The sequence below is a fragment of the Nocardia blacklockiae genome (genome assembly GCF_015477355.1).
In the GTDB taxonomy this organism is placed as follows: Bacteria; Actinomycetota; Actinomycetes; order Mycobacteriales; family Mycobacteriaceae; genus Nocardia; species Nocardia blacklockiae.
In genome coordinates this window covers 33588-51287 of sequence record NZ_JADLRJ010000008.1, presented here as the reverse complement: position 1 = coordinate 51287, position 17700 = coordinate 33588, and the positions used below count along the sequence as shown (strand labels likewise).

At 66.5% G+C, this 17700-nt stretch carries 18 protein-coding genes; 10 read left to right on the top strand and 8 right to left on the bottom strand.

Features of this window, described 5'->3' with window-relative positions; all coding sequences use genetic code 11:
* Position 1: 1 nt before the first annotated feature.
* Both IU476_RS23495 and IU476_RS23490 read left to right on the top strand, forming a co-directional pair.
* A complete protein-coding gene (locus IU476_RS23495; RefSeq protein ID WP_195103484.1) occupies positions 2 to 766 on the top strand; it encodes a PIG-L deacetylase family protein in 765 nt (254 codons plus the stop codon).
* Positions 766 to 1605: an alpha/beta fold hydrolase gene (locus IU476_RS23490; RefSeq protein WP_324194228.1), complete on the top strand. Its 840-nt coding sequence runs from the start codon at positions 766 to 768 to the stop codon at positions 1603 to 1605. Before IU476_RS23495 ends, IU476_RS23490 begins: the two co-directional genes overlap by 1 nt.
* Here IU476_RS23490 and IU476_RS23485 read toward each other — a convergent pair.
* The 3 genes from IU476_RS23485 to IU476_RS23475 all read right to left on the bottom strand — a co-directional run bounded on the left by IU476_RS23485 (position 1579) and on the right by IU476_RS23475 (position 3427).
* Positions 1579 to 2034, bottom strand: a complete 456-nt coding sequence (locus IU476_RS23485; protein WP_228824196.1) for a hypothetical protein — start codon at positions 2032 to 2034, stop codon at positions 1579 to 1581. The two genes, IU476_RS23490 and IU476_RS23485, sit on opposite strands and share 27 nt — an antisense overlap.
* Positions 2035 to 2127: 93 nt before the next feature.
* Complete coding sequence (locus tag IU476_RS23480; RefSeq protein ID WP_195103482.1) at positions 2128 to 2766, bottom strand: dihydrofolate reductase family protein; 639 nt, start codon at positions 2764 to 2766, stop codon at positions 2128 to 2130.
* Between the two features lie 61 nt (positions 2767 to 2827).
* On the bottom strand, positions 2828 to 3427 hold the full coding sequence (locus tag IU476_RS23475; RefSeq protein ID WP_195103480.1) for a hypothetical protein: 600 nt from the start codon (positions 3425 to 3427) through the stop codon (positions 2828 to 2830).
* A 537-nt stretch (positions 3428 to 3964) separates the two neighbouring features.
* On the opposite strand from IU476_RS23475, the gene IU476_RS23470 reads away from it, so the two are divergent.
* On the top strand, positions 3965 to 5158 hold the full coding sequence (locus tag IU476_RS23470; RefSeq protein ID WP_195103479.1) for a restriction endonuclease: 1194 nt from the start codon (positions 3965 to 3967) through the stop codon (positions 5156 to 5158).
* 99 nt (positions 5159 to 5257) lie between these two features.
* Here the strand turns inward: IU476_RS23470 and IU476_RS23465 are convergent, their stop codons facing one another.
* Positions 5258 to 6058, bottom strand: coding sequence for a hypothetical protein (locus IU476_RS23465; RefSeq protein ID WP_195103478.1), 801 nt, complete (start codon positions 6056 to 6058; stop codon positions 5258 to 5260).
* A gap of 550 nt (positions 6059 to 6608) precedes the next feature.
* On the opposite strand from IU476_RS23465, the gene IU476_RS23460 reads away from it, so the two are divergent.
* The gene (locus tag IU476_RS23460) at positions 6609 to 8570 is read left to right on the top strand and encodes a hypothetical protein (protein WP_195103477.1); all 1962 of its coding nucleotides are present in this window, start codon (positions 6609 to 6611) and stop codon (positions 8568 to 8570) included.
* A 66-nt stretch (positions 8571 to 8636) separates the two neighbouring features.
* Here the strand turns inward: IU476_RS23460 and ychF are convergent, their stop codons facing one another.
* Entirely contained in the window at positions 8637 to 9731 is a 1095-nt protein-coding gene (gene ychF, locus IU476_RS23455; RefSeq protein ID WP_195103476.1) for a redox-regulated ATPase YchF, read from the bottom strand.
* A gap of 59 nt (positions 9732 to 9790) precedes the next feature.
* The gene (locus IU476_RS23450) at positions 9791 to 11020 is read right to left on the bottom strand and encodes an SGNH/GDSL hydrolase family protein (protein ID WP_324194226.1); all 1230 of its coding nucleotides are present in this window, start codon (positions 11018 to 11020) and stop codon (positions 9791 to 9793) included.
* 219 nt (positions 11021 to 11239) lie between these two features.
* Here IU476_RS23450 and IU476_RS23445 point away from each other — a divergent pair, with 219 nt between their 5' ends.
* Positions 11240 to 11686 carry a PaaI family thioesterase gene (locus IU476_RS23445; RefSeq protein ID WP_195103475.1) on the top strand — a complete coding sequence of 149 codons (447 nt, stop codon included), beginning with the start codon at positions 11240 to 11242 and terminating at the stop codon, positions 11684 to 11686.
* Positions 11687 to 11699: 13 nt separating this feature from the next.
* On the opposite strand, the gene IU476_RS23440 is transcribed toward IU476_RS23445, so the two are convergent.
* A complete protein-coding gene (locus tag IU476_RS23440) occupies positions 11700 to 12134 on the bottom strand; it encodes a hypothetical protein (protein ID WP_195103474.1) in 435 nt (144 codons plus the stop codon).
* 43 nt (positions 12135 to 12177) lie between these two features.
* Positions 12178 to 12978 carry a hypothetical protein gene (locus IU476_RS23435; RefSeq protein ID WP_195103473.1) on the bottom strand — a complete coding sequence of 267 codons (801 nt, stop codon included), beginning with the start codon at positions 12976 to 12978 and terminating at the stop codon, positions 12178 to 12180.
* A gap of 904 nt (positions 12979 to 13882) precedes the next feature.
* On the opposite strand from IU476_RS23435, the gene IU476_RS23430 reads away from it, so the two are divergent.
* From IU476_RS23430 to IU476_RS23410, 5 genes are all read left to right on the top strand, one after another.
* Positions 13883 to 14203 carry a hypothetical protein gene (locus IU476_RS23430; protein ID WP_324194225.1) on the top strand — a complete coding sequence of 107 codons (321 nt, stop codon included), beginning with the start codon at positions 13883 to 13885 and terminating at the stop codon, positions 14201 to 14203.
* On the top strand, positions 14193 to 14993 hold the full coding sequence (locus IU476_RS23425) for a DUF4388 domain-containing protein (RefSeq protein WP_195103468.1): 801 nt from the start codon (positions 14193 to 14195) through the stop codon (positions 14991 to 14993). The genes IU476_RS23430 and IU476_RS23425 overlap by 11 nt, the downstream gene beginning before the upstream one ends.
* Positions 14990 to 15478 (top strand): roadblock/LC7 domain-containing protein, encoded by a 489-nt coding sequence (locus tag IU476_RS23420; RefSeq protein ID WP_324194224.1) that lies wholly within the window; start codon positions 14990 to 14992, stop codon positions 15476 to 15478. Before IU476_RS23425 ends, IU476_RS23420 begins: the two co-directional genes overlap by 4 nt.
* Positions 15479 to 15489: 11 nt before the next feature.
* Positions 15490 to 15861, top strand: coding sequence for a hypothetical protein (locus IU476_RS23415; RefSeq protein ID WP_195103466.1), 372 nt, complete (start codon positions 15490 to 15492; stop codon positions 15859 to 15861).
* A gap of 228 nt (positions 15862 to 16089) precedes the next feature.
* Positions 16090 to 17643 carry a tetratricopeptide repeat protein gene (locus IU476_RS23410; protein WP_195103464.1) on the top strand — a complete coding sequence of 518 codons (1554 nt, stop codon included), beginning with the start codon at positions 16090 to 16092 and terminating at the stop codon, positions 17641 to 17643.
* Positions 17644 to 17700 lie beyond the last annotated feature (57 nt).

Below are 17700 nucleotides of genomic sequence, written 5' to 3'. Positions count from 1 at the left end.
CATGACCTTGCCTGCTCTTCCCGACGAAACCTTCCAGCGCGTGCTCTGCGTCGTCGCGCACCCCGACGACATGGAGTACGGCGCATCCGCGGCTGTCGCGCGCTGGACTGCGCGCGGGATCGAGGTCGGTTATCTGCTGCTCACTCGTGGTGAGGCCGGGATGCCGAATCCGCCCGAGGAGACGGCTCGGCTGCGCGTTGCCGAACAGCGGGCCGCGTGTGCGGCGGTCGGCGTAGAACATCTGACCGTGCTCGAACATCCCGACGGTGTGCTCGTCTACGGACTCGACCTTCGCCGCGATATCTGCCGGGAGATCCGCCGTTTCAAGCCCGATGTCGTACTCGGCAGCGGCTTCGATATCGAGACTCCGTGGGGTTTCGACCAAGCCGACCACCGCGCGGCCGGTCTCGCGACGCTCGACGCGATACGCGACGCGGGCAATCGGTGGGTCTTCCCGGAACAGATCGAGGACGAGCACCTCGAACCACATTCCGCGCGTTGGTACATCGTCCCCGGACTCGGCACCGCGACCCACGGCGTCGACGTCACCGGCGAACCGCTGCGCCGCGGCATCGCCTCACTCGAAGCCCACGCCGCATACCTGGCCGCACTCCCGGACCACCCCGCCCCCGCCGACTTCATCCCGCAATTCGCAGCAATGAGCGGCAAGGCCATGGGCGTCGAACACGCCGTCCTCTTCCGCGCCCACGACCTCCAAGCCCCACCATCATTCGCCCCCGACGACACCGCGGATTCGGCCGAATAGTGAAGCCGGACACCAACGGTCACCTTCCGCTCAACGGCCTGAACCTCTACTACGAGGTCTACGGCGAACTCGGCAAGTCGAAAACGCTTCCGCTACTGCTGATTCCCGGCGGCTTCATGGCCACCGACTCGATGCGGACGTGGGTGTCCGCCTTCGCCCGCACCCGCCCCGTAATCGTCTTCGATCAACAAGGGCACGGCCGCACCCCGGACACCGCGCGCGAAATGTCCTACGAGCAGTTCGCCGACGATGCCGCAGCCCTACTGCACGCATTGCATGTCGACCGCACGGCCGTGTTGGGCTATTCGCAAGGCGGCGGAGTCGCACTGCAACTCGCGCTCCGTCACCCGAGCCTCGTCGACAAACTGATCTCGTTGTCGGCAACCTACCGCGCCGACGGCTGGTACCCCTCGGTCATGGCGGGCATCGAAAACCTCACCGCCGCAGACTTCGCCGGTACATCCGTCGAGACGGACTTCAAGGCACACACACCCGACCCCGCCGCATTCGACACCTACATCGAGAAGATGAAAGTCCTGGCAATCAACGACCAGAACATCACCGACGAACAGCTGCGCTCGATCTCCGCGAAAACGATGGTCATCGCCGGTGATGCCGACGCCGTGAAACCCGAACACGCACTGGCGATGTTCGCATTGCGCGGCGGCGGCGACGAGGAAGCAGCCGCCTCCACAGCCCTGCAAACAGCTCCACCCACCCGCTTGGTAATCCTCCCGGCGACAACCCACATCAGCATCTTCGGCGAATCAGCGGTACTGGTACCGATGGTGACCGCATTCCTCGACGATGCCCTACCGCCGCCGACGAGTCTCTTCTGAGCCGGCGACAGGTTGCGATTCCCGGCGAAGTCGGCCGCGGTCGTCACCTCCGCGTGCATGAAGCAACCACCGCCAGCGCGGCAGTTCGGCTAGCGCGGTGACGAGCACCAGCGCGGTGACCAGAATGGCGAGCCAAGCGTGCCAGGCGAGCCACGCGCTGATCACGGCCGCCGCGAAATGGAGCACGACCAGCGCGATGGTGACTGTGCCCGGGACCGCGATGAGGGTCTGTTTCTTGTCGCCCGGCGTGGAGAACAACGTCGGCAAGCCCACGAGCACAACCACGCTGAGGATGGCGAGCACTACAGAAAAGTCGGCGAGCGCCCAAGGGGTCGCGATCCATGCTATGAGTTCGACACTGAACCGCAGGAACGACGGAACGCGGCCTCTCTCGGTCAGATTGGGCGACACGGCCGCAGGATCGAACATGGCCGCCAGCGTAAGCGAGCGCGGCAGGACCTCGCATCAACCGATCTCACGGTAAAGGCGCGATGCATTCGCACTGCAACTCGAACACCTTCGCTAGCGGCTCCTGTTCCACAGCTGATGCGTCAAACCGCTGGACGTGCTGATGGACTCGACACTGAATCGCTCCTCCAGGCCGGCGAGGTGATCCCAGATCCGGACCCCGGCACCGAGCACGATCGGAATGATCGACAAGTGCAGGAAATCAATGAGATCGGCCTGAAGGAACTGGCTCACGGTCGACGGCCCGCCGCCGATCCGGACGTCCAATCCGCCCGCTGCCTCCTGCGCCAGACGCAGTGCCTCCTGTGGCGAGGCATCCACGAAATGGAAACTGGTGCCGTTGTCGAACTCGATCGCTGCGCGCGGGTAGTGGGTCAGGATGAAGACCGGAGTGCGGAAGGGCGGCGCATCTCCCCACCATCCCTGCCAGCCGTCATCGGGCCATTCCCCCGCCTGCGGCCCGAACTTCCGACGCCCCATGATCTCCGCCCCGACACCCTGACCCCACATGCTGAACATGGCGCGATCCACGGTCACCGGTTCGTCGATTCCGTGAATACCGTGGATGACGCGCCCATCGAACTTGCCGAAGAGCGCCCGCGCTCCCCCGATCGGCTCATCGAACGTCACGTACTCACCGGCGGCATACCCGTCCGAGGAGACGAAGAGGTTGTGAACTCGCGTACGCGACATAGTGACTCCAACACAGGTGGTTGCAAAGTAAGACCACTCGCATCGTAGCGCGGAGTGATCTTTAATTGCAACCACTTTGGCGAACGTCCGGCGACCGATGCCAGAGCCTCCACATGGAGAGGTTGTCGTTGTAGGTCCGGACTCGTTCGGCGGCGTCGAGGAGTTCGCGGCCCTCCGTCAGCTCGTAGAACATCAGCAGCACGGCTACGAATGCCGCATAACCGTCTGGTGCGTCGGTCGGCGCGAAGTAGCTACCGGCCCCTGCCCGCAGAAACGCCTGCGCCAGTGCGGGTTCACCGGTTTCACACCCCGTCGAGATCACGACGCTCCCGGGTATCCGCAGATATCTTTCGACCTGCTCGGGACCCATGCGATCGACAAAGGGCTGAGCGTCGGCGACCGTGCCTCCGAGCTCGGGCAGAATGATCGAACCGCTGTCGCCGTGGCAGCTCACGATCACATACGGGGCGATCGGATGATCACCACCCAACGCAGCGATCACATGACGCGGCTGGCCGATGGGCAGGTAGTTGACACGAATCCCTAATTCTTCCAGCGCACTTCGCAACACTCGTGCCGAGCTGTCGCCGATATCGAGCAAATCCACCTCGGTCCAGGCGAGCTTGCCGTCGACAATGTCTTCGATCCGCGACTTCGACACCAGCACAACTTCGGCAGATGCCGGTCCGCTACACGTTGAACCTGAACTCCACCCTCTTGATATCTAATATCTGCACGTCAAACACCCTGCACGCTACTGAAGTCGCGTTCCGAAGCCGAATAACCTCTATGCGTGTCACCGACCTACCCCTGACGACTTCGAGCCCTGGATGGGCCGCTTGGTCAGCTCAACAGTAACGGCATGTACTCGCATACACCCCATGCTTCGACGGCATGCAGGCGGCGGGGAGGCCAGGTCATCTCACGTTCGTTCGGGGTGAAGGTGGACTGCCGCTTGGTCTTGGCCACGATATCGCGCCTGCTCGGGCAACACGGCGCTCAACCACCGGGGGATCTCATACTCCCGGGTCAAACCGCTGCCACCGCAGAACACGCATCGTCGTGCCACACCAGGCAGTTTGACCTTCGAGCGAAGCTGCGGCAAGAGGCTTTCCGCAGCCGCCGCGCCCGAGGTCATCGCGCGCCTGCGCCACTCACGAGCCGTGCCTTGTCGGACGGGGTCGCTACGGTTAACACCATGTCCCACACGGTGGCCTTCGAGGACCTGGCAACGTCCGACCTCACTCTCGAAACAGTGTATCTGAGTGGCCCGCAAGGTAATACGGGAGCTGATGCACTAGCGAAACTGGCGCCCCTTGGCAACCAGGGTGGGTTCCGGTACAAAGGCTCACCGTCCCAGGGGACGGTCCGTATCGTGGCACTGTTCACCAGCGGCACCGAGAGCGACTGGCCTGACGAACTCGATCTCCAGACCGGGATCTTCACCTACTACGGCGACAACCGTGAGCCCGGACGCCCGGACCTCCATCGCACCCAGCGCAAGGGGAATCTCCTGCTGCGCGATACCTTCGCTGCCGCCCACGGCACCGAGGCCGAGCGCGCACAGGTACCGCCGTTCCTGCTGTTCGAGAAGGCAGCACCGGGACGCTCCGCACGCTTCCGGGGCCTGCTCGCCCCCGGCGCCGAAGTATTGACCGCCGATGACGACCTCGTCGCGATCTGGCGGAGCAAGAGCGGGCAGCGGTTTCAGAACTACCGGGCGAAATTCACCGTGCTCAACACAGGGAAAATCGAACGTGCGTGGATAGATGACCTCGCCGCCGGCATCTCTCCGGTGAAAAGCGCCCATTGCCCGGAAAGCTGGCGCGCATGGGTGAAAAGCCGCAGCTACGACAGCCTCACAGCTGCCCCGACCACGATCATCCGGAGCAAAGCCGATCAACTCCCAGCCAGCAAGGCCGACCAAGCGATCCTCGGGGCCATCCACGCTCACTTCGACGCGCGCCCGCACGACTTCGAGAAGTGTGCGGTCGACATCTGGCGGATGATTGCGCCGGCCACCGGGATCTGCGACGTCACCCGCCCCAGTCGTGACGGAGGCCGCGATGCCATCGGCCAATACCAACTCGGCCCGGCCGCCGACCCGATCAAGATTGACTTCGCTCTGGAAGCGAAGTGCTACGCCCCGTCGAACTCGGTGGGAGTACGCGAGATGAGCAGACTGATCTCGCGGCTGCGCCACCGGCATTTCGGCGTCTTTGTCACCCTGTCCTACTACAATTCCCAGGTCTACGACGAGGTTCGCAGCGATGGCCACCCGATCGCCCTGATCTGCGGCCGCGACATCGTCAACACGCTCAAGACCAACGGACACGGGCAACTGGCCGCCGTGAAGAGTTGGCTACACACTAATTTCCCACCAGCTCTTTGACTCTCACCGTCTCAGCACGGGTCCGGACCGCGGGCGCGCCCGCGTACATCCGGTCCGTTACGGAATTTGTTTCTCCAGATTCGATGGCACACGGGATATTCAGGCCTTCGTATGCTGGAGCTGGATCAGTCGGCGGATTCTGTCGGCGCAGGCGTCTACTTCGGCGTCGGTGGGTAGGTGGACGCGGCCGAACTCGTGTCCGTGTTCCATCTCAAGTCGCTCGAATCTGAACTGCGGCTGGTCGGCGAGATAGTACTCGGCGGGATGTTTGCGTCCCTCTGTGCCGCTCTTGAACTGGCTATTGCGGACGAAGATTTCGACGACAACGTTCAGACACCAGGTATCCGCACGGAACAGGGCGTCCGCGAGCGGGTGACTGAGCATCGGCAGCCCCCGATCCCGCAGGCAAGCGACGGTGTAGATCTCCCGGATAAACCCGTAGTAGGCCAAGCCGATTCGCCAGCGGAGCGAGGCGTCGGCGTCGGCGCGCTGTTGGTCGGTCCGGCGAGTGTCGATGATTTTCCGCATGGGTGTCCACAGCCACGGGCTGTGCTCGTCGAGCTGGGCCCATTCGAAGAACTGGTCGAAACTGTAGATGGTGCCGTGGTCTTCGAGGCAGAAGTGGAACAGGTGAGCGAAAGCGAAGCCAGGGTGCCAGTTCTTGATGGCCTTGACTTTGTACCCCTCGGGCGGATGCAGGTTACCGAGGGGATGCGAGGACTGGAGGGTGCGGATCTCGTGAGGCCGGAGGTCGTGGACGGTGGTGCTGACGTGGGCGAGGACCCTTTCGGCGATGTACTCGCGGCCCTTTCTTGTCTTCCACAGCTGCAGTTCACGCTGGGCTTGCCCGCGCGATCCGAAGTGTCGCGCTACTTCGTAGCCGTCGATGCTTGTGCTCATGTGATACACCACCCCAGGGCGTGTGCCCTGTCTTCTGCTGACTTCGCGGCAACCATAGATCAAGCGACCGACAAGTTCATGATCGCCCTGGGAGGAAACGCCGTTCGCAATCACAGGAACTCGGTCGGCGATTCCACGAAGCGGCGTAGCACCACGAAGCGAAATCTACTGCCATACAACATCTTCCGGCAATGCCATCGATGTTGCAGCGCAAATCCCGGCCAAGTCAGTCGGGGCTTCGGTTGCGTCTGCTCCCCGGAAATTCAGCGGCACAACGGCCAATCCGCGCGTAAGGTGGCTCATGTCGACACGACGTGCACGACGCAGCGAGTTCAAACAACAGACGCCGATCCGTTCGAGAACACGCAGAGCCCGGTACGGACTCCTGGAGTCCTGAGGCCAGCCGAACGCTGTGAGGATGCATGCCGTGACGCTCGGGTACAAGGTGGACTAGATCTGCTGGAAGCCCGGCGAGAGCTGGTCGGCGTCCGGCTCCCGTGTAGTGCTCACGGGAGAAATGCTCCCATGAGATGGGAGCAAGGAGCCCCTGATGACCAGCACAAAGCTTTCTGGATCGGACGTCGATGACGATCCAGTACTGCTACCGCGCCCGATTCGCCAGCTTCCACCTCACCCTGATCCCGCAAAAATCCGCGCTGTGCGGGCAGCCGCTGAGAAGCATCTCAAGATGTCCTCGGAAGCCGCCGGCGCTATGGCCTCGATCTGGGTGGATCCGGAGGACGTTCTGCGTCAGATCCAGTACCCCCGCAAGATGCGGATCCCTGGAGGGGTGCTGTTGTGCATCGAGAGCGACGTGTGGACCGTGCGCCTCATGCCGGATCCGACCAACCCCCGTAACGGCGCCACCTATATCTACCCGGCCGCGGGGACGACGGCCTACATCGAGGACCTCCAGGTCGCCGACGACGTCCGCAGCGGCACGGCCGAAATGATCCGGAAGACCAAGTCCTTCAAGGGGCTGGCCAGGGTCATGGAGAACGCCATGAGAAAGACGGCCAAGGCCAACGAGCTGCATCCTCCGATCAATGAGCAAGGGATCATGGACGCGCCGTTCGGAGTCATGGAAGTAATCAAGTTCGAGGACGGCTCGTCTATCGCCGTTCCCTGTGTCCGGGAAGGCTCGTCGCGAGTGAGCCACGCCCATGTGTGTCTTGGCGTCGAGCCGAAGGACACGCTGCAGAAGTTCGTGGCCAGTTCGACGGCGATCAAGCGGATGATCTCCGATCTCAACGCGCTTGTGGCCGGTCCGGCAAAGTCGCTGACGGACGAACACATGGCCAAAATCCGGTGCGCGGTCTCACCTTTCATGCTGATCGTTGGCTTCCGTGCTGACACCGAGGGCGAGGTCGATCTGGGCGAGGCGATCAAAGTCAAGGTCGCACAGGAACACCTCAACGCGAAGCGGGATTGGACCCCGGCAGCCAAGGACTCCGCAATGGCCGACGACTGCCTGCGTGCGGTCGATGACGCCGGTGTGCTGAAAGACAACTACGAATTCCAGTGGCTGGCCGGTCGGCTCATCCGGAAGGAAGCGATCGAGCACGGTGTGCAGCGTCACCCCGACGACCGGTTCGCCAGGCTGGTCTACTTGTTCTCGACCACCGAGCCGAAGGTGCGGGACGCGATTCGGCGTCCGATCGCCTTCGCTCTGCGCAAGGAGAAGGAGTCGAGCAAGAATCTGGTCGTGCGGCGCACCACGAAGATCCCGCTGGCTGTCGAGCTTCTAGTGCGTGAGCTGCGGGGGCAGACTGCGTACGGGGATCCTGTCATCGAACGTATCGTGAAGGTGCTGGTCAGTGGCGCCCAGATCATGACCTCGGGCGACGGACTCGCGCTGAGCATCCACGACTCGCTCGACGATCTTGCCGAGGACGCCGTCGGGGAAGCCGAAGCCGGCACGCTCGGTCCTGCTGGGCGAGAGCTGGCGATGCGCGCGCTCTACTACCTTGCACTCGGGGACTGCATCGGCATGCCTCGTAATGATAAGCAAGGAGATGAGTCTGATCGGCGGACCGTGGGTGAGGTTCTCACGGCTATGTTACATCTACCGCAGGGCGTCGAGCGACTGAAGTGGATCATCGAAGACGGCCGCAGTCCCGAGGACGGGAAAGCTGTCGGCAAGCCTCTCCTGCGGTCCGTTGCCGGGAACGTCGAGTTGTCGGTGGAGGGACAGCCGGTGCCGCTGACCAACTACGCACTCCGCTATCAGTTGTTCCCCAAGCATGATCCCGCAGCTGCAGCCGACAACCTCGAGAAGACGGATCCTTTCGAAGCCGCGCAGCTTCGTTTCGGTGCCGCTGTGCGGGCGTTGGACGACGCTCACGCAGAACTGACCGGTGTGAAAGACGACGGTGAGGACCGGCCGACCGTCGATCTGATGGGGGTCCTGCCGGAGCGGGCACTGGAGTGGCGCGATTCTCTGGGCAAGCATCGCGACCAGGTCGATGCATGGTGGGCCATCGGCATGCAGCAGGGTGCTTCGAGGCCCTGACGCGCGCAGGCATGGCCCGCTCTTGGCTGCCGACCGGAGCGGGCCATGCTTTTGCCAAGACCTGGTCTACTTCTTCCCAGACGCTAATCCGCTACGGAACTCGACCACGTCCCCATCTGCCATGACGTAATCCTTCCCCTCCATCCGCACCTTCCCCGCCGCCTTGGCCGCAGCCATCGAGCCTGCGGCGACAAGGTCGTCGTAGGCCACGATCTCCGCCTTGATGAAGCCGCGTTCGAAGTCGGTGTGGATGACGCCTGCGGCCTTGGGGGCGGTGTCGCCTTGGTGGATGGTCCAGGCTCGGGCTTCCTTGGGGCCGGCGGTGAGGTAGGTCTGGAGGCCGAGGGTGTGGAAGCCGGCTCGGGCGAGGGCGTGGAGGCCGGGTTCGGATTGGCCGATGGATTCGAGGAGTTCGGCGGCGGATTCGTCGTCGAGTTCGAGGAGTTCGGCTTCTACCTTGGCGTCGAGGAAGACGGCGTCGGCGGGGGCTACGGCGGCTTTGAGTTCGGCTACGCGGGCTTCGTCGGTGAGGACGGATTCGTCGGCGTTGAAGACGTAGAGGAACGGCTTGATGGTGAGGAGGGAGAGTTCGCGCAGGAGGTCGGTGTCGAGCTTGTCGCGGACGGAGAAGAGGGTTTTGCCCTCGTTGAGGACGTCCTGGGCCGCCTTGGCCGCCTCGTAGGCGGGCTTGCGGTCCTTCTTGATCTTGGCTTCCTTCTCCAGGCGCGGGACGGACTTCTCCAGCGTCTGCAGGTCGGCGAGGATCAACTCGGTCTCGATGACCTCGATGTCGGCGAGCGGGTCGACGCGGCCGTCGACGTGCACCACGTCGTCGTCGGCGAAGACGCGGACCACCTGGCAGATGGCGTCGGCCTCGCGGATGTTGGCGAGGAACTTGTTGCCCAGGCCCGCACCTTCCGAGGCGCCCTTCACGATGCCGGCGATGTCGACGAACGACACGGTGGCGGGCAGGATCCGCGCGGAGCCGAAGATCTCGGCGAGCTTGTCCAGCCGCGGATCGGGCAGCGGCACCACCCCGACGTTCGGCTCGATGGTGGCGAACGGATAGTTCGCCGCCAGCACGTCGTTCTTGGTCAGCGCGTTGAAGAGCGTCGACTTTCCGACGTTGGGCAGGCCGACGATACCGAGGGTGAGACTCACGAGAGACAGAGTCTACGCGGAGGTCCCTCGGTCGCCGGAGGGCGCACCGGGAGCCGACCTTAACCGAGCCGGGGACCGATCGCGTCGGCCATCGCCGCATACCCCGCATCGTTCGGGTGCAGGTGGTCACCGACATCGAACCGCGCCGCGAGCCGACTCGGATCCGCGGGATCGGCGAGCGCGGCGTCGAGGTCGACCACCACGTCGTACTCCCCCGACGTCCGAATCCACGCGTTGACGGCCTGCCGGACGGCCTCATGCTCGCCGGTGTAGTAGTCCGAGCCCGCGAACGGCAGCAGCGTGTTGCCGACCACCCGCACCCCCGCGGCCCGCGCCTGCCGGATCAGCTCCCGGTGACCCTCGATGAGCTGCTCGGCGGACACCACCGTGAACGGCGCGCCGACCGGATCGCCGCCGCCGCTGAGGCCGATGTCGTTGATGCCCTCCAGGATCACGACGGTGCCGACGCCGGACTGCTCCAGCGCGTCCCGCCGGAACCGGGAGATCGCGCTGTCGCCGAGCCGGGGCGAGTCGACGGTGACGCGGTTGCCCCCGATGCCGAGATTCAGCAGTGGGCGCGGATTGCCCTGGGCGGCAAGGCGTTCGGCGAGTTCGTCCGGGTAGGTGTTCCTCGCGTCGGGGGTCGCGCCGTAGCCGTCGGTGATCGAGTCGCCGAACAGCGCCACACCCGCACGGCGCGGCAGGGCGGCGGTGTCCAGTCCGGACAGGAAGTAGTAGGACGACGAAGTCTCGCCGAACGCGTCAGCCGCGCCGTCGCCGAGATGATCGCCGTTCGCCCGGTACGTGGTCGTCAGCGCCTGTGCGTGATAGGTGGCCGGACCCGTCGGCCGCGCGAAATACAGTGTGACGGACAGGGATTCCAGCGGCGCGGCCACGAAAGGCACCGGGTCCGTGGCGATCTCCGCACCCGGCGCGACGGTGAACGTACGAGCGAGGCCGACGGTCAAGGGCCGCACCGTTTCCGGGCGCACGGCCGCGCCCGCCGCGGTCCGCGCGACGGTCGCTCCGGCCACCTCGAGCGGCTGTGTACCGTAGGCATTGGTCAGCCGCACCCGCACCGCGGGCCCGCCGCTGCTCACCCGAATCACCTGGCGCACGGTCTGATTCGCGAACCCGGCCTCGGACCAGTTGGGCACGAAACCTTCTGCCGCGCGCATCGGGGCCGTCGCCCACACCGCTTCCCACCCCGGCGCGGGCGCTGCCGCCGCGCCTCCGGACAATCCCAGCACGGCCGCGATGATCACGGCGACCACAGTCACTGCACGCACGGGCGCGTTCCCTTCCTCGACCGGACCGTCCGAACCGGCCGGATACGCACCACACCAACCCCGTGCCGCCCCGCGACATTCCCGCCCTCCCCACCACGGTTCCACGCAGGCCTTCGGACGTATCCGCCCAGCGAACCCCGCGACCTGTTCCCCAGCCACTCGCGCACCGGTCGCCCACTGTTCACAGCGCCGACCGCACGCCCGCGCTAGGCTGCGCGCGTGTCCTCAGAAGCCGTCGCCGACAACGCGATTCGTGCCCGTGCCGATGCCGCGCTGCAGGTCCCCCTGCAGCGAGCCCTGGGCGCGGAACTGATCGACGCCGCCGATCCGTCCGGGGGCGTGCGGTTTCCGGTGCGCGACCTCGCGGTGACGCCGGCGGGGACCCTGCACGCCGGCGCGCTCAACACGATCCTCGAACTCGCCGGCTACCTCGCGGTCGCGCCGACGCTCGCGGCGGGCGAGCATGCCGTGACCCACGCGATCGCCGCCCAGTTCGTCCGGGCCGCGCCCCGCGACGTCTGGGTGCGCGTGTACGGCGAGCTGACCAAGCGCGGCCGCACCCTGGCCTTCGTGACGGTGACCGCCACGCTGGAGGATTCGCCGGCGACGGTGATCGCCACCGGTCAGATCACCAAGTCGGTCGTCGCCGCGCCCGGCGGCAGTTGAGTCACGGGCCGCCTCAGAGCCGCCCGATGTCCCGCACCACTCGTCTGGCCTGGGCCATCAGCATTCCGACGTTCACCGACTTGCGGCAGACGACGACCACCACGACATCGTCGCGGCCCTCGACGCGCACGAACAGGTGGGCGAGATTGTCGCTGTTGACCAGGATCTCCTGGAAGTAGTGCGCGTCGCTGCGGACGCCCCGGCGCTCCTTCCAGATCTCCTCGATCATCACGACGTTGCGGCCCTGGAACAACTCCAGCGTCGCGGCCGCCAGCAGGTCGAGCACCTCGGCGGGATGGTTGTCCACGGTCTGCACCGCCAGCAGCATGCCGGTGGACATATCGATGGCCCCGGCGGCGATGCATTCGGGTACTTCGGCCCGCAACATCTTGACCAGCAAGCTGATTCGGTCGGTCATGTTGCCCGGGTTCTTGCTCGGTGCGTTCATCGCAGCCTTTCTGCCGTCCGCCGATCCGGCGGTCTTCTGGTTGTTATTCACTGCCGGTCGGAGCCGGAAGTTCCTGGGCGCGAGGCGGATACAGTTCGTTGATGCCGCTGGCGTTGCGGCGCCGGCGCGGCAGCGGCACGCGGGGCAGCGCACCCGGGACGGGCGACACGAGCGGGCGGCCGTTCGCGCCGGACGGCACCACCAGCGCGTGCTCGGCGAGCAGCCGCGAGACCTCGACGGTGACGGGATACAGCCCGCGCCCCAGCGCGAACGCGATGTCGCGGCAGCGGTGCTTCCCGTCGACCTGCAGCAGGATCTCCCGGCGCTGTCCGGCCGGGCAGTCGCGCAGCAGCGTGTCCCCACTTTCGGTGCGCGCCAGCCGGTTTCGGTGCGGAGACACCCGGCTGTTGGCCAGCGCGCGCAGCCTCCGCTCGGTTTCGGTGGTCAGCCGGTCGGCTTCGACGCCCGCGAGGCGCCCCGCCGTGTCGGCGTCGAGCGGAGGGTCGATGTCGGAGGTCCAGTAGCAGCCGTCGATCCAGCCCGACGCGATGGCGAACGCGGCGTCGAGCACCGCGATCACCTCCAGTGCCCGCCGCTCCGCCTCGCCGGGCAGCTTGCGCCCCGGCCGCGCCAGCAGCTCGGTCACACTCGGGGCGCCCGTGGTGCAGACCGCGACCACCCGGCCGCCGACGATGCGCAGTCGGCCGCCCGGGTCGCCGGAGACGTGCAGGTCCCCGGTGCGCGCGGCCGCGGTCGCCGCCGTCAGCTCCCGCGCGACCTCCTGCGCGGCCTGTCGGCCGAGCGCCGGCACCCGTGCCGGCCCGGCGGAAGAACCGGTCGTCATGATTCGAACTCCACGGATGGAGAGACAGTCGGAACATCCGATACTCACTGACGGTGTACAGAATGGTCCCGGATAGCGGGAATTCAATGTCAACGGAATACCGGCCTGCCGGGCCACAGCCCGGCCGACCGCCGCTGGAAGAACTTACTCCGGTTACCGTTTCAGCAATTTGCCGGGAGGCAACCAGAGCAGAGTAATAGTCGTTCGAGTGCACACAATGATCGCAAGAGATGTTCCCTGGAATAGTCGATCGGCGAGCACGCCCGCCCTCATCCGCGAGAGCCGGCGAGTCCGGCCTTCGCATACGCCATCCTGGCAGGGCGCAACTTTTGGAGCAACCACATCCGCAAAATTCCCGCAGCATTCCCGCCGAGCCGTTCGGCCGCCCAGCAAATTCGCCCTGATAGCGGGCCTGCCGGAGCCGATACAGCGCTCATACCAGCGCCTGCGCGGGTCAAGGAGGGTTTACCTGGCTCGCTTGCGCCATTGTGAACCAGCCATCCGGATCGCTCCGCACCCCTGTCCGCGCAACCACCACGGCACACATCGGTCGAACTCGCCGGACAACTCCCCAGCAAACTGCCCTCCGAATGAAAATTCCGACCACTACGAACGTTTGAAACACCGATGCCCGATTCGACTCGACCGCATACCTGCCGCGATGCTCCACACGCGGAGACCAGACGGAAATTGATACCGCTGAGTATAAATCCGAGGACCACGGCATTGTCCGTTATTCCTGGATTGCTGACAATTATCTGGAATTCATCTGTACAACACTCGACGGCGGTGTGTAGCGTCGGGAATCTCGAATCCAAATCTGACAAGCGGTGGCACGGTGATCGGTATTGAGGGGTGCCTGGAAAAGATTATCGATATTCCTGGCGCGAAGGGGGTGACGCTGGTGGACGGCGCGAGCGGTCTGGCGATCGCCGCGGCGGGCCGGCACGACCGGCTGGACGAGCACGAGAACGCCGCGGCCACCACCGAGGTGGTCCGCGCGGTCCTGGAGTGTCCGGCCCTGGCGAACGGCGACGACGACATCACCGAGATCGTCGTCTGCGGGCCACGCGGATACCACCTGCTGAACCTGGTGGGCGGCGACTTCGAGGGCCGGCTGTTCGTCCACGTCCTGTTCGACGACGACACCGGGAACCTGGCGATGGCACGCTTCCGGCTCCGCGGCATCCTCGCCGAACTCACGGGAAACGGTCATGAGCGTTGAACTCCCGGTCGTACTGCGGCAATTGGAGAAGGAGAAGCGGACCGGCATCCTGCGGGTCGGCGACGGCACCTTCCATCTCGTGGAGGGGACGGTGGCGTACGCCGCCTGCCACCGCACCACCGGGCTGGACCGGTTACTGGTGGAAGCGGGGGTGGCGAGCCCGGCCGACTGGCAGGCTGCCGAAGCGGGCAATCCCGCACGGCTGCTGGCACTGCCGCGGCTGGAGGTGCTGGCCCTGCTGTCGGTGTTCGACGCCGCCTACTTCCTGCTCGCCGCGCCCGCCGGGGCCAAGTTCCGGCCGGCGCCGCCGCACTGGCTCGCGCCGGTCTGCCACATCACCCCGGGTGCGCTGGTGGACGAGGTGGAGCGGCGCGGCGATCCCGCGGCCGGGCCGTGGCCCGCGGGCTGGGTCGACCGCTACCCCGTCGTGCCCGTGCGCCACGTGCGCCGGCGGCGGGTGGTGCTGACCGCCGGGCAGGTGGAGGTGCTCTCCGCCGCGGACGCCCGGCGCAACGTCACCGGTATCGCGCGCGACCTGGGCCGCACCGCCTACGGCTGCCTGGCGGCGGTGCGCGACCTGACCGCGGCCGGGCTGGTGGAACCACCCGTGATGGTGCGCGAGCCGGTGCCCGAACCGCCGCCGCGGGAAGTACCCGCGCCGCCCAGACCCGCGCCGCCCCTGCGACGCCGGGTGCCGTCGCGCACGACGGTGCCCGCCCGGGACCGCTGGGAGCCGGTCGACCGGGACGTCCTGATCCGGCTGCGGGCGGCTTTGGAGGAGCTTGCGTGACCGTGCGGAAAAAGCTGCTCGGCAATGTGATGGGAAGGTTTACCAAGGTGGGGATGACCAAGGGGATGTCCGGCCCCGAACCGAACACGCTGGTGCTGGCCGAGTTGAAAGGGCTGTGCGAGCGCGTGCCTCGACTCACGGGCGCGCTGGTGGCCTCGGGCGACGGGATGCTCATCGCGCACGCGCTGCCCGCGGATATCGAGCCCAGCGGGATGGCCGCGCTGGCGGCCTCGCAGCTGGCCCTGTCCTACCGGATGGTCACCACCGCGCACGGCGGCGGGTTCCGCGAGGTGGTGGTGCACGGCACCAGCGGCTACGTGGTGATCTACGCGGCGAGCTGGACCGCGCTGACGGTGCTGGCCGGCCCCGAGGTGAACGTCGGCCGGCTCCATCTGGAGTCGCGGCCGGTGGCCCGTGCGATCGCCGACCATCTGGCGGCGGCAACGAAAGACCTCGGAAAACACGAGGCGCTCAACACCGATTGAAAGGAACGAACATGTCCAATCTGGATCTCGCGCTGAAGGACATGATGGCGATCGACGGCGCAGTCGGCGCCGCGGTCGTCGACTACAACAGCGGCATGCCGCTCGGCATGCTCGGCAGCTCCAAGAACCTGGACCTGCAGATCGCCGCGGCCGGCAACACCGAGGTGGTGCGCGCCAAGATGCGCACCATCGAGCAACTCGAACTCAACGAGGAGATCGAGGACATCCTCATCTCGCTGTCCAGCCAGTACCACATCATCCGGCCGATGACCGGGCGCAAGTCCAAGGGCCTGTTCCTCTATCTGGCGCTGGACCGGGGCAGAGCGAATCTCGCGATGGCGCGGCACCGCCTCAAGACCATCGAAGAGCACCTGGAGGTCTGAGCCGCCCGTCGGCCGCTGCCCGGCTTCCGGTTCCCGACAGTGTGTTTCGAGGCCGGGCACCCGCACGCCCGTTGCGGGGCAGCGCGTTTCACGGCTTGCTGCCCGAACGCTGCCCCTCCGATGCCAGGCCCGCCACCGCCCCGGGGGACATCCGGCACGAACCCGTACGATCGACGGAGGAAGCCACCTCGCGGCGGTGGTAGGTTCGCGCTCTCGAGGGGAATCACCATGCTGGACAGCGGGAAAGGACTGCACGGCGTTCTGCCGCTCACCGATGTCGTGGCCGCCCTGTCGGCGCAGTTGGGTTCGGTGCGACTGCTCGACCGGACGCCGCGGCCCGCGGAGTCCGGCCGGCGCGAGACCGTCGAATTCGAGCCCACGGCAATCGACCTGACGTGTCAACTGCTGATCGACACCGACAGCGAGGACCGCGAACCCCGTTTCTGGGTGGTCGGCGCGCACACCCCGCTGCCGGGCGGGATCACCACGCACACAGTGAAACTCACCCTCGCTCCCGCGGGTGCGGCGGCACCGGTGCGGCACCGCGAAGCGGCCGGCGGACCGGACGCCGAGGTGGCGGCGCTGGTCGACGACGCGCCCACCCGGCCCATGCCGCAGGCCGAACCTGCCGCGTCCACCGAAACCGCTGGCGCCCAAGAGACTTCGGGCGAATCGACGGCAACCATCGAGCATCAGGGAGCGGTCGACACGACGCATGCGGACGCCCTCAGCGGCCGGCACGCCGAGATCATCGCCCTGCACGAGCGCATCGTCGCCGACCGGGAGCGCGCGCACGGGCCGTCGCATCGCGACACCCTGGTCGCCGCAGGCGATCTCGCCCGCGCGTACTACGACGCCGGGCGGGTGGCCGACTCCAACGATCTCTACGAGCGGGTGCTCGCCGACGGCGAGAGCATGCTGGGCCCCGACGATGTCGACACCCTCAACTTCCGCACCAAGCTGGCGCGCGGCTACCGCCGGGTGGGCCGCCTGCACGAGGCGATCGACCTGTACGAGCGCACCCTCACCGACAGCGAGCGGGTGTTCGGGTTCGATCACCGCAATACCCTTGCCGCGCGGCACAATCTGGCCATGGCCTATCGCCGCGCGGACCGGTTGCCCGAGGCGATCGCGCTGTACAAGCGCACCCTCGCGGACTCCGAACGCGTTCTCGGCGCGGAGGATCCGGACACCCTGGCCACCTACGACAGCCTGGCGCTCGCGCTGCGGGAAGCCGGTCGCATCGAGGAGGCCGCCGAGCTGAATCGGCACAGCCTCAGCGTGCGCGAGCGCACGCTGGGCGCCGAGCATCCGGAGACGATCGATTCGCTGGCGGCGGTGGCCGACGACCATCTGGAGGCGGGCCGGTTCACCGAGGCCGCCGAACTCGCCGAGCAAGCGGTCGCCACGGCGGAAAACGCACTGGGCGAAGAACATCCGGCGACGCTGCGGGCGCGGGGCAACCTGGCGCTGGCCTACGAGCGGCTCGGTCGGCGGTCGGAGGCGATCGAGCTCTACCGCCGCGTCCTCGAGGACCGGCAGCGCCTGCTCGGCGACGCCCATCCGCTGACCATCCTCGCGCGCAGCAACCTGGCGTGCTCCTACTTCGAGGCGGACCGGTACGCCGACGCGGTGGACGAGTTCACCCGCACCCTCGCCGACCGCGAGCGCGTCCTGGGCCCCGACCACCCCGACACGGTGAAGACCCGCGAACATCTCGCCCTCGCCCACCGGGCGACGTTGCAGGCCGAGGCCGCCGGGACGCCGCCGAGCCGGGGCTGAACGCCCGGCATGGTGGTCACCAAGAGCCCGGCGTGGTGGTGACCGGGTGCCCGGCAG

Coding starts and splice junctions, on each gene's coding strand:
- IU476_RS23410 (WP_195103464.1), top strand. CDS start 16,090: ATGCTGGACAGCGGGAAAGGACTGCACGGCGTTCTGCCGCTCACCGAT.
- IU476_RS23495 (WP_195103484.1), top strand. CDS start 2: ATGACCTTGCCTGCTCTTCCCGACGAAACCTTCCAGCGCGTGCTCTGC.
- IU476_RS23425 (WP_195103468.1), top strand. CDS start 14,193: ATGAGCGTTGAACTCCCGGTCGTACTGCGGCAATTGGAGAAGGAGAAG.
- IU476_RS23470 (WP_195103479.1), top strand. CDS start 3,965: ATGTCCCACACGGTGGCCTTCGAGGACCTGGCAACGTCCGACCTCACT.
- IU476_RS23415 (WP_195103466.1), top strand. CDS start 15,490: ATGTCCAATCTGGATCTCGCGCTGAAGGACATGATGGCGATCGACGGC.
- IU476_RS23485 (WP_228824196.1), bottom strand. CDS start 2,034: ATGTTCGATCCTGCGGCCGTGTCGCCCAATCTGACCGAGAGAGGCCGC.
- IU476_RS23440 (WP_195103474.1), bottom strand. CDS start 12,134: ATGAACGCACCGAGCAAGAACCCGGGCAACATGACCGACCGAATCAGC.
- IU476_RS23460 (WP_195103477.1), top strand. CDS start 6,609: ATGACCAGCACAAAGCTTTCTGGATCGGACGTCGATGACGATCCAGTA.
- IU476_RS23465 (WP_195103478.1), bottom strand. CDS start 6,058: ATGAGCACAAGCATCGACGGCTACGAAGTAGCGCGACACTTCGGATCG.
- IU476_RS23435 (WP_195103473.1), bottom strand. CDS start 12,978: ATGACGACCGGTTCTTCCGCCGGGCCGGCACGGGTGCCGGCGCTCGGC.
- IU476_RS23480 (WP_195103482.1), bottom strand. CDS start 2,766: ATGTCGCGTACGCGAGTTCACAACCTCTTCGTCTCCTCGGACGGGTAT.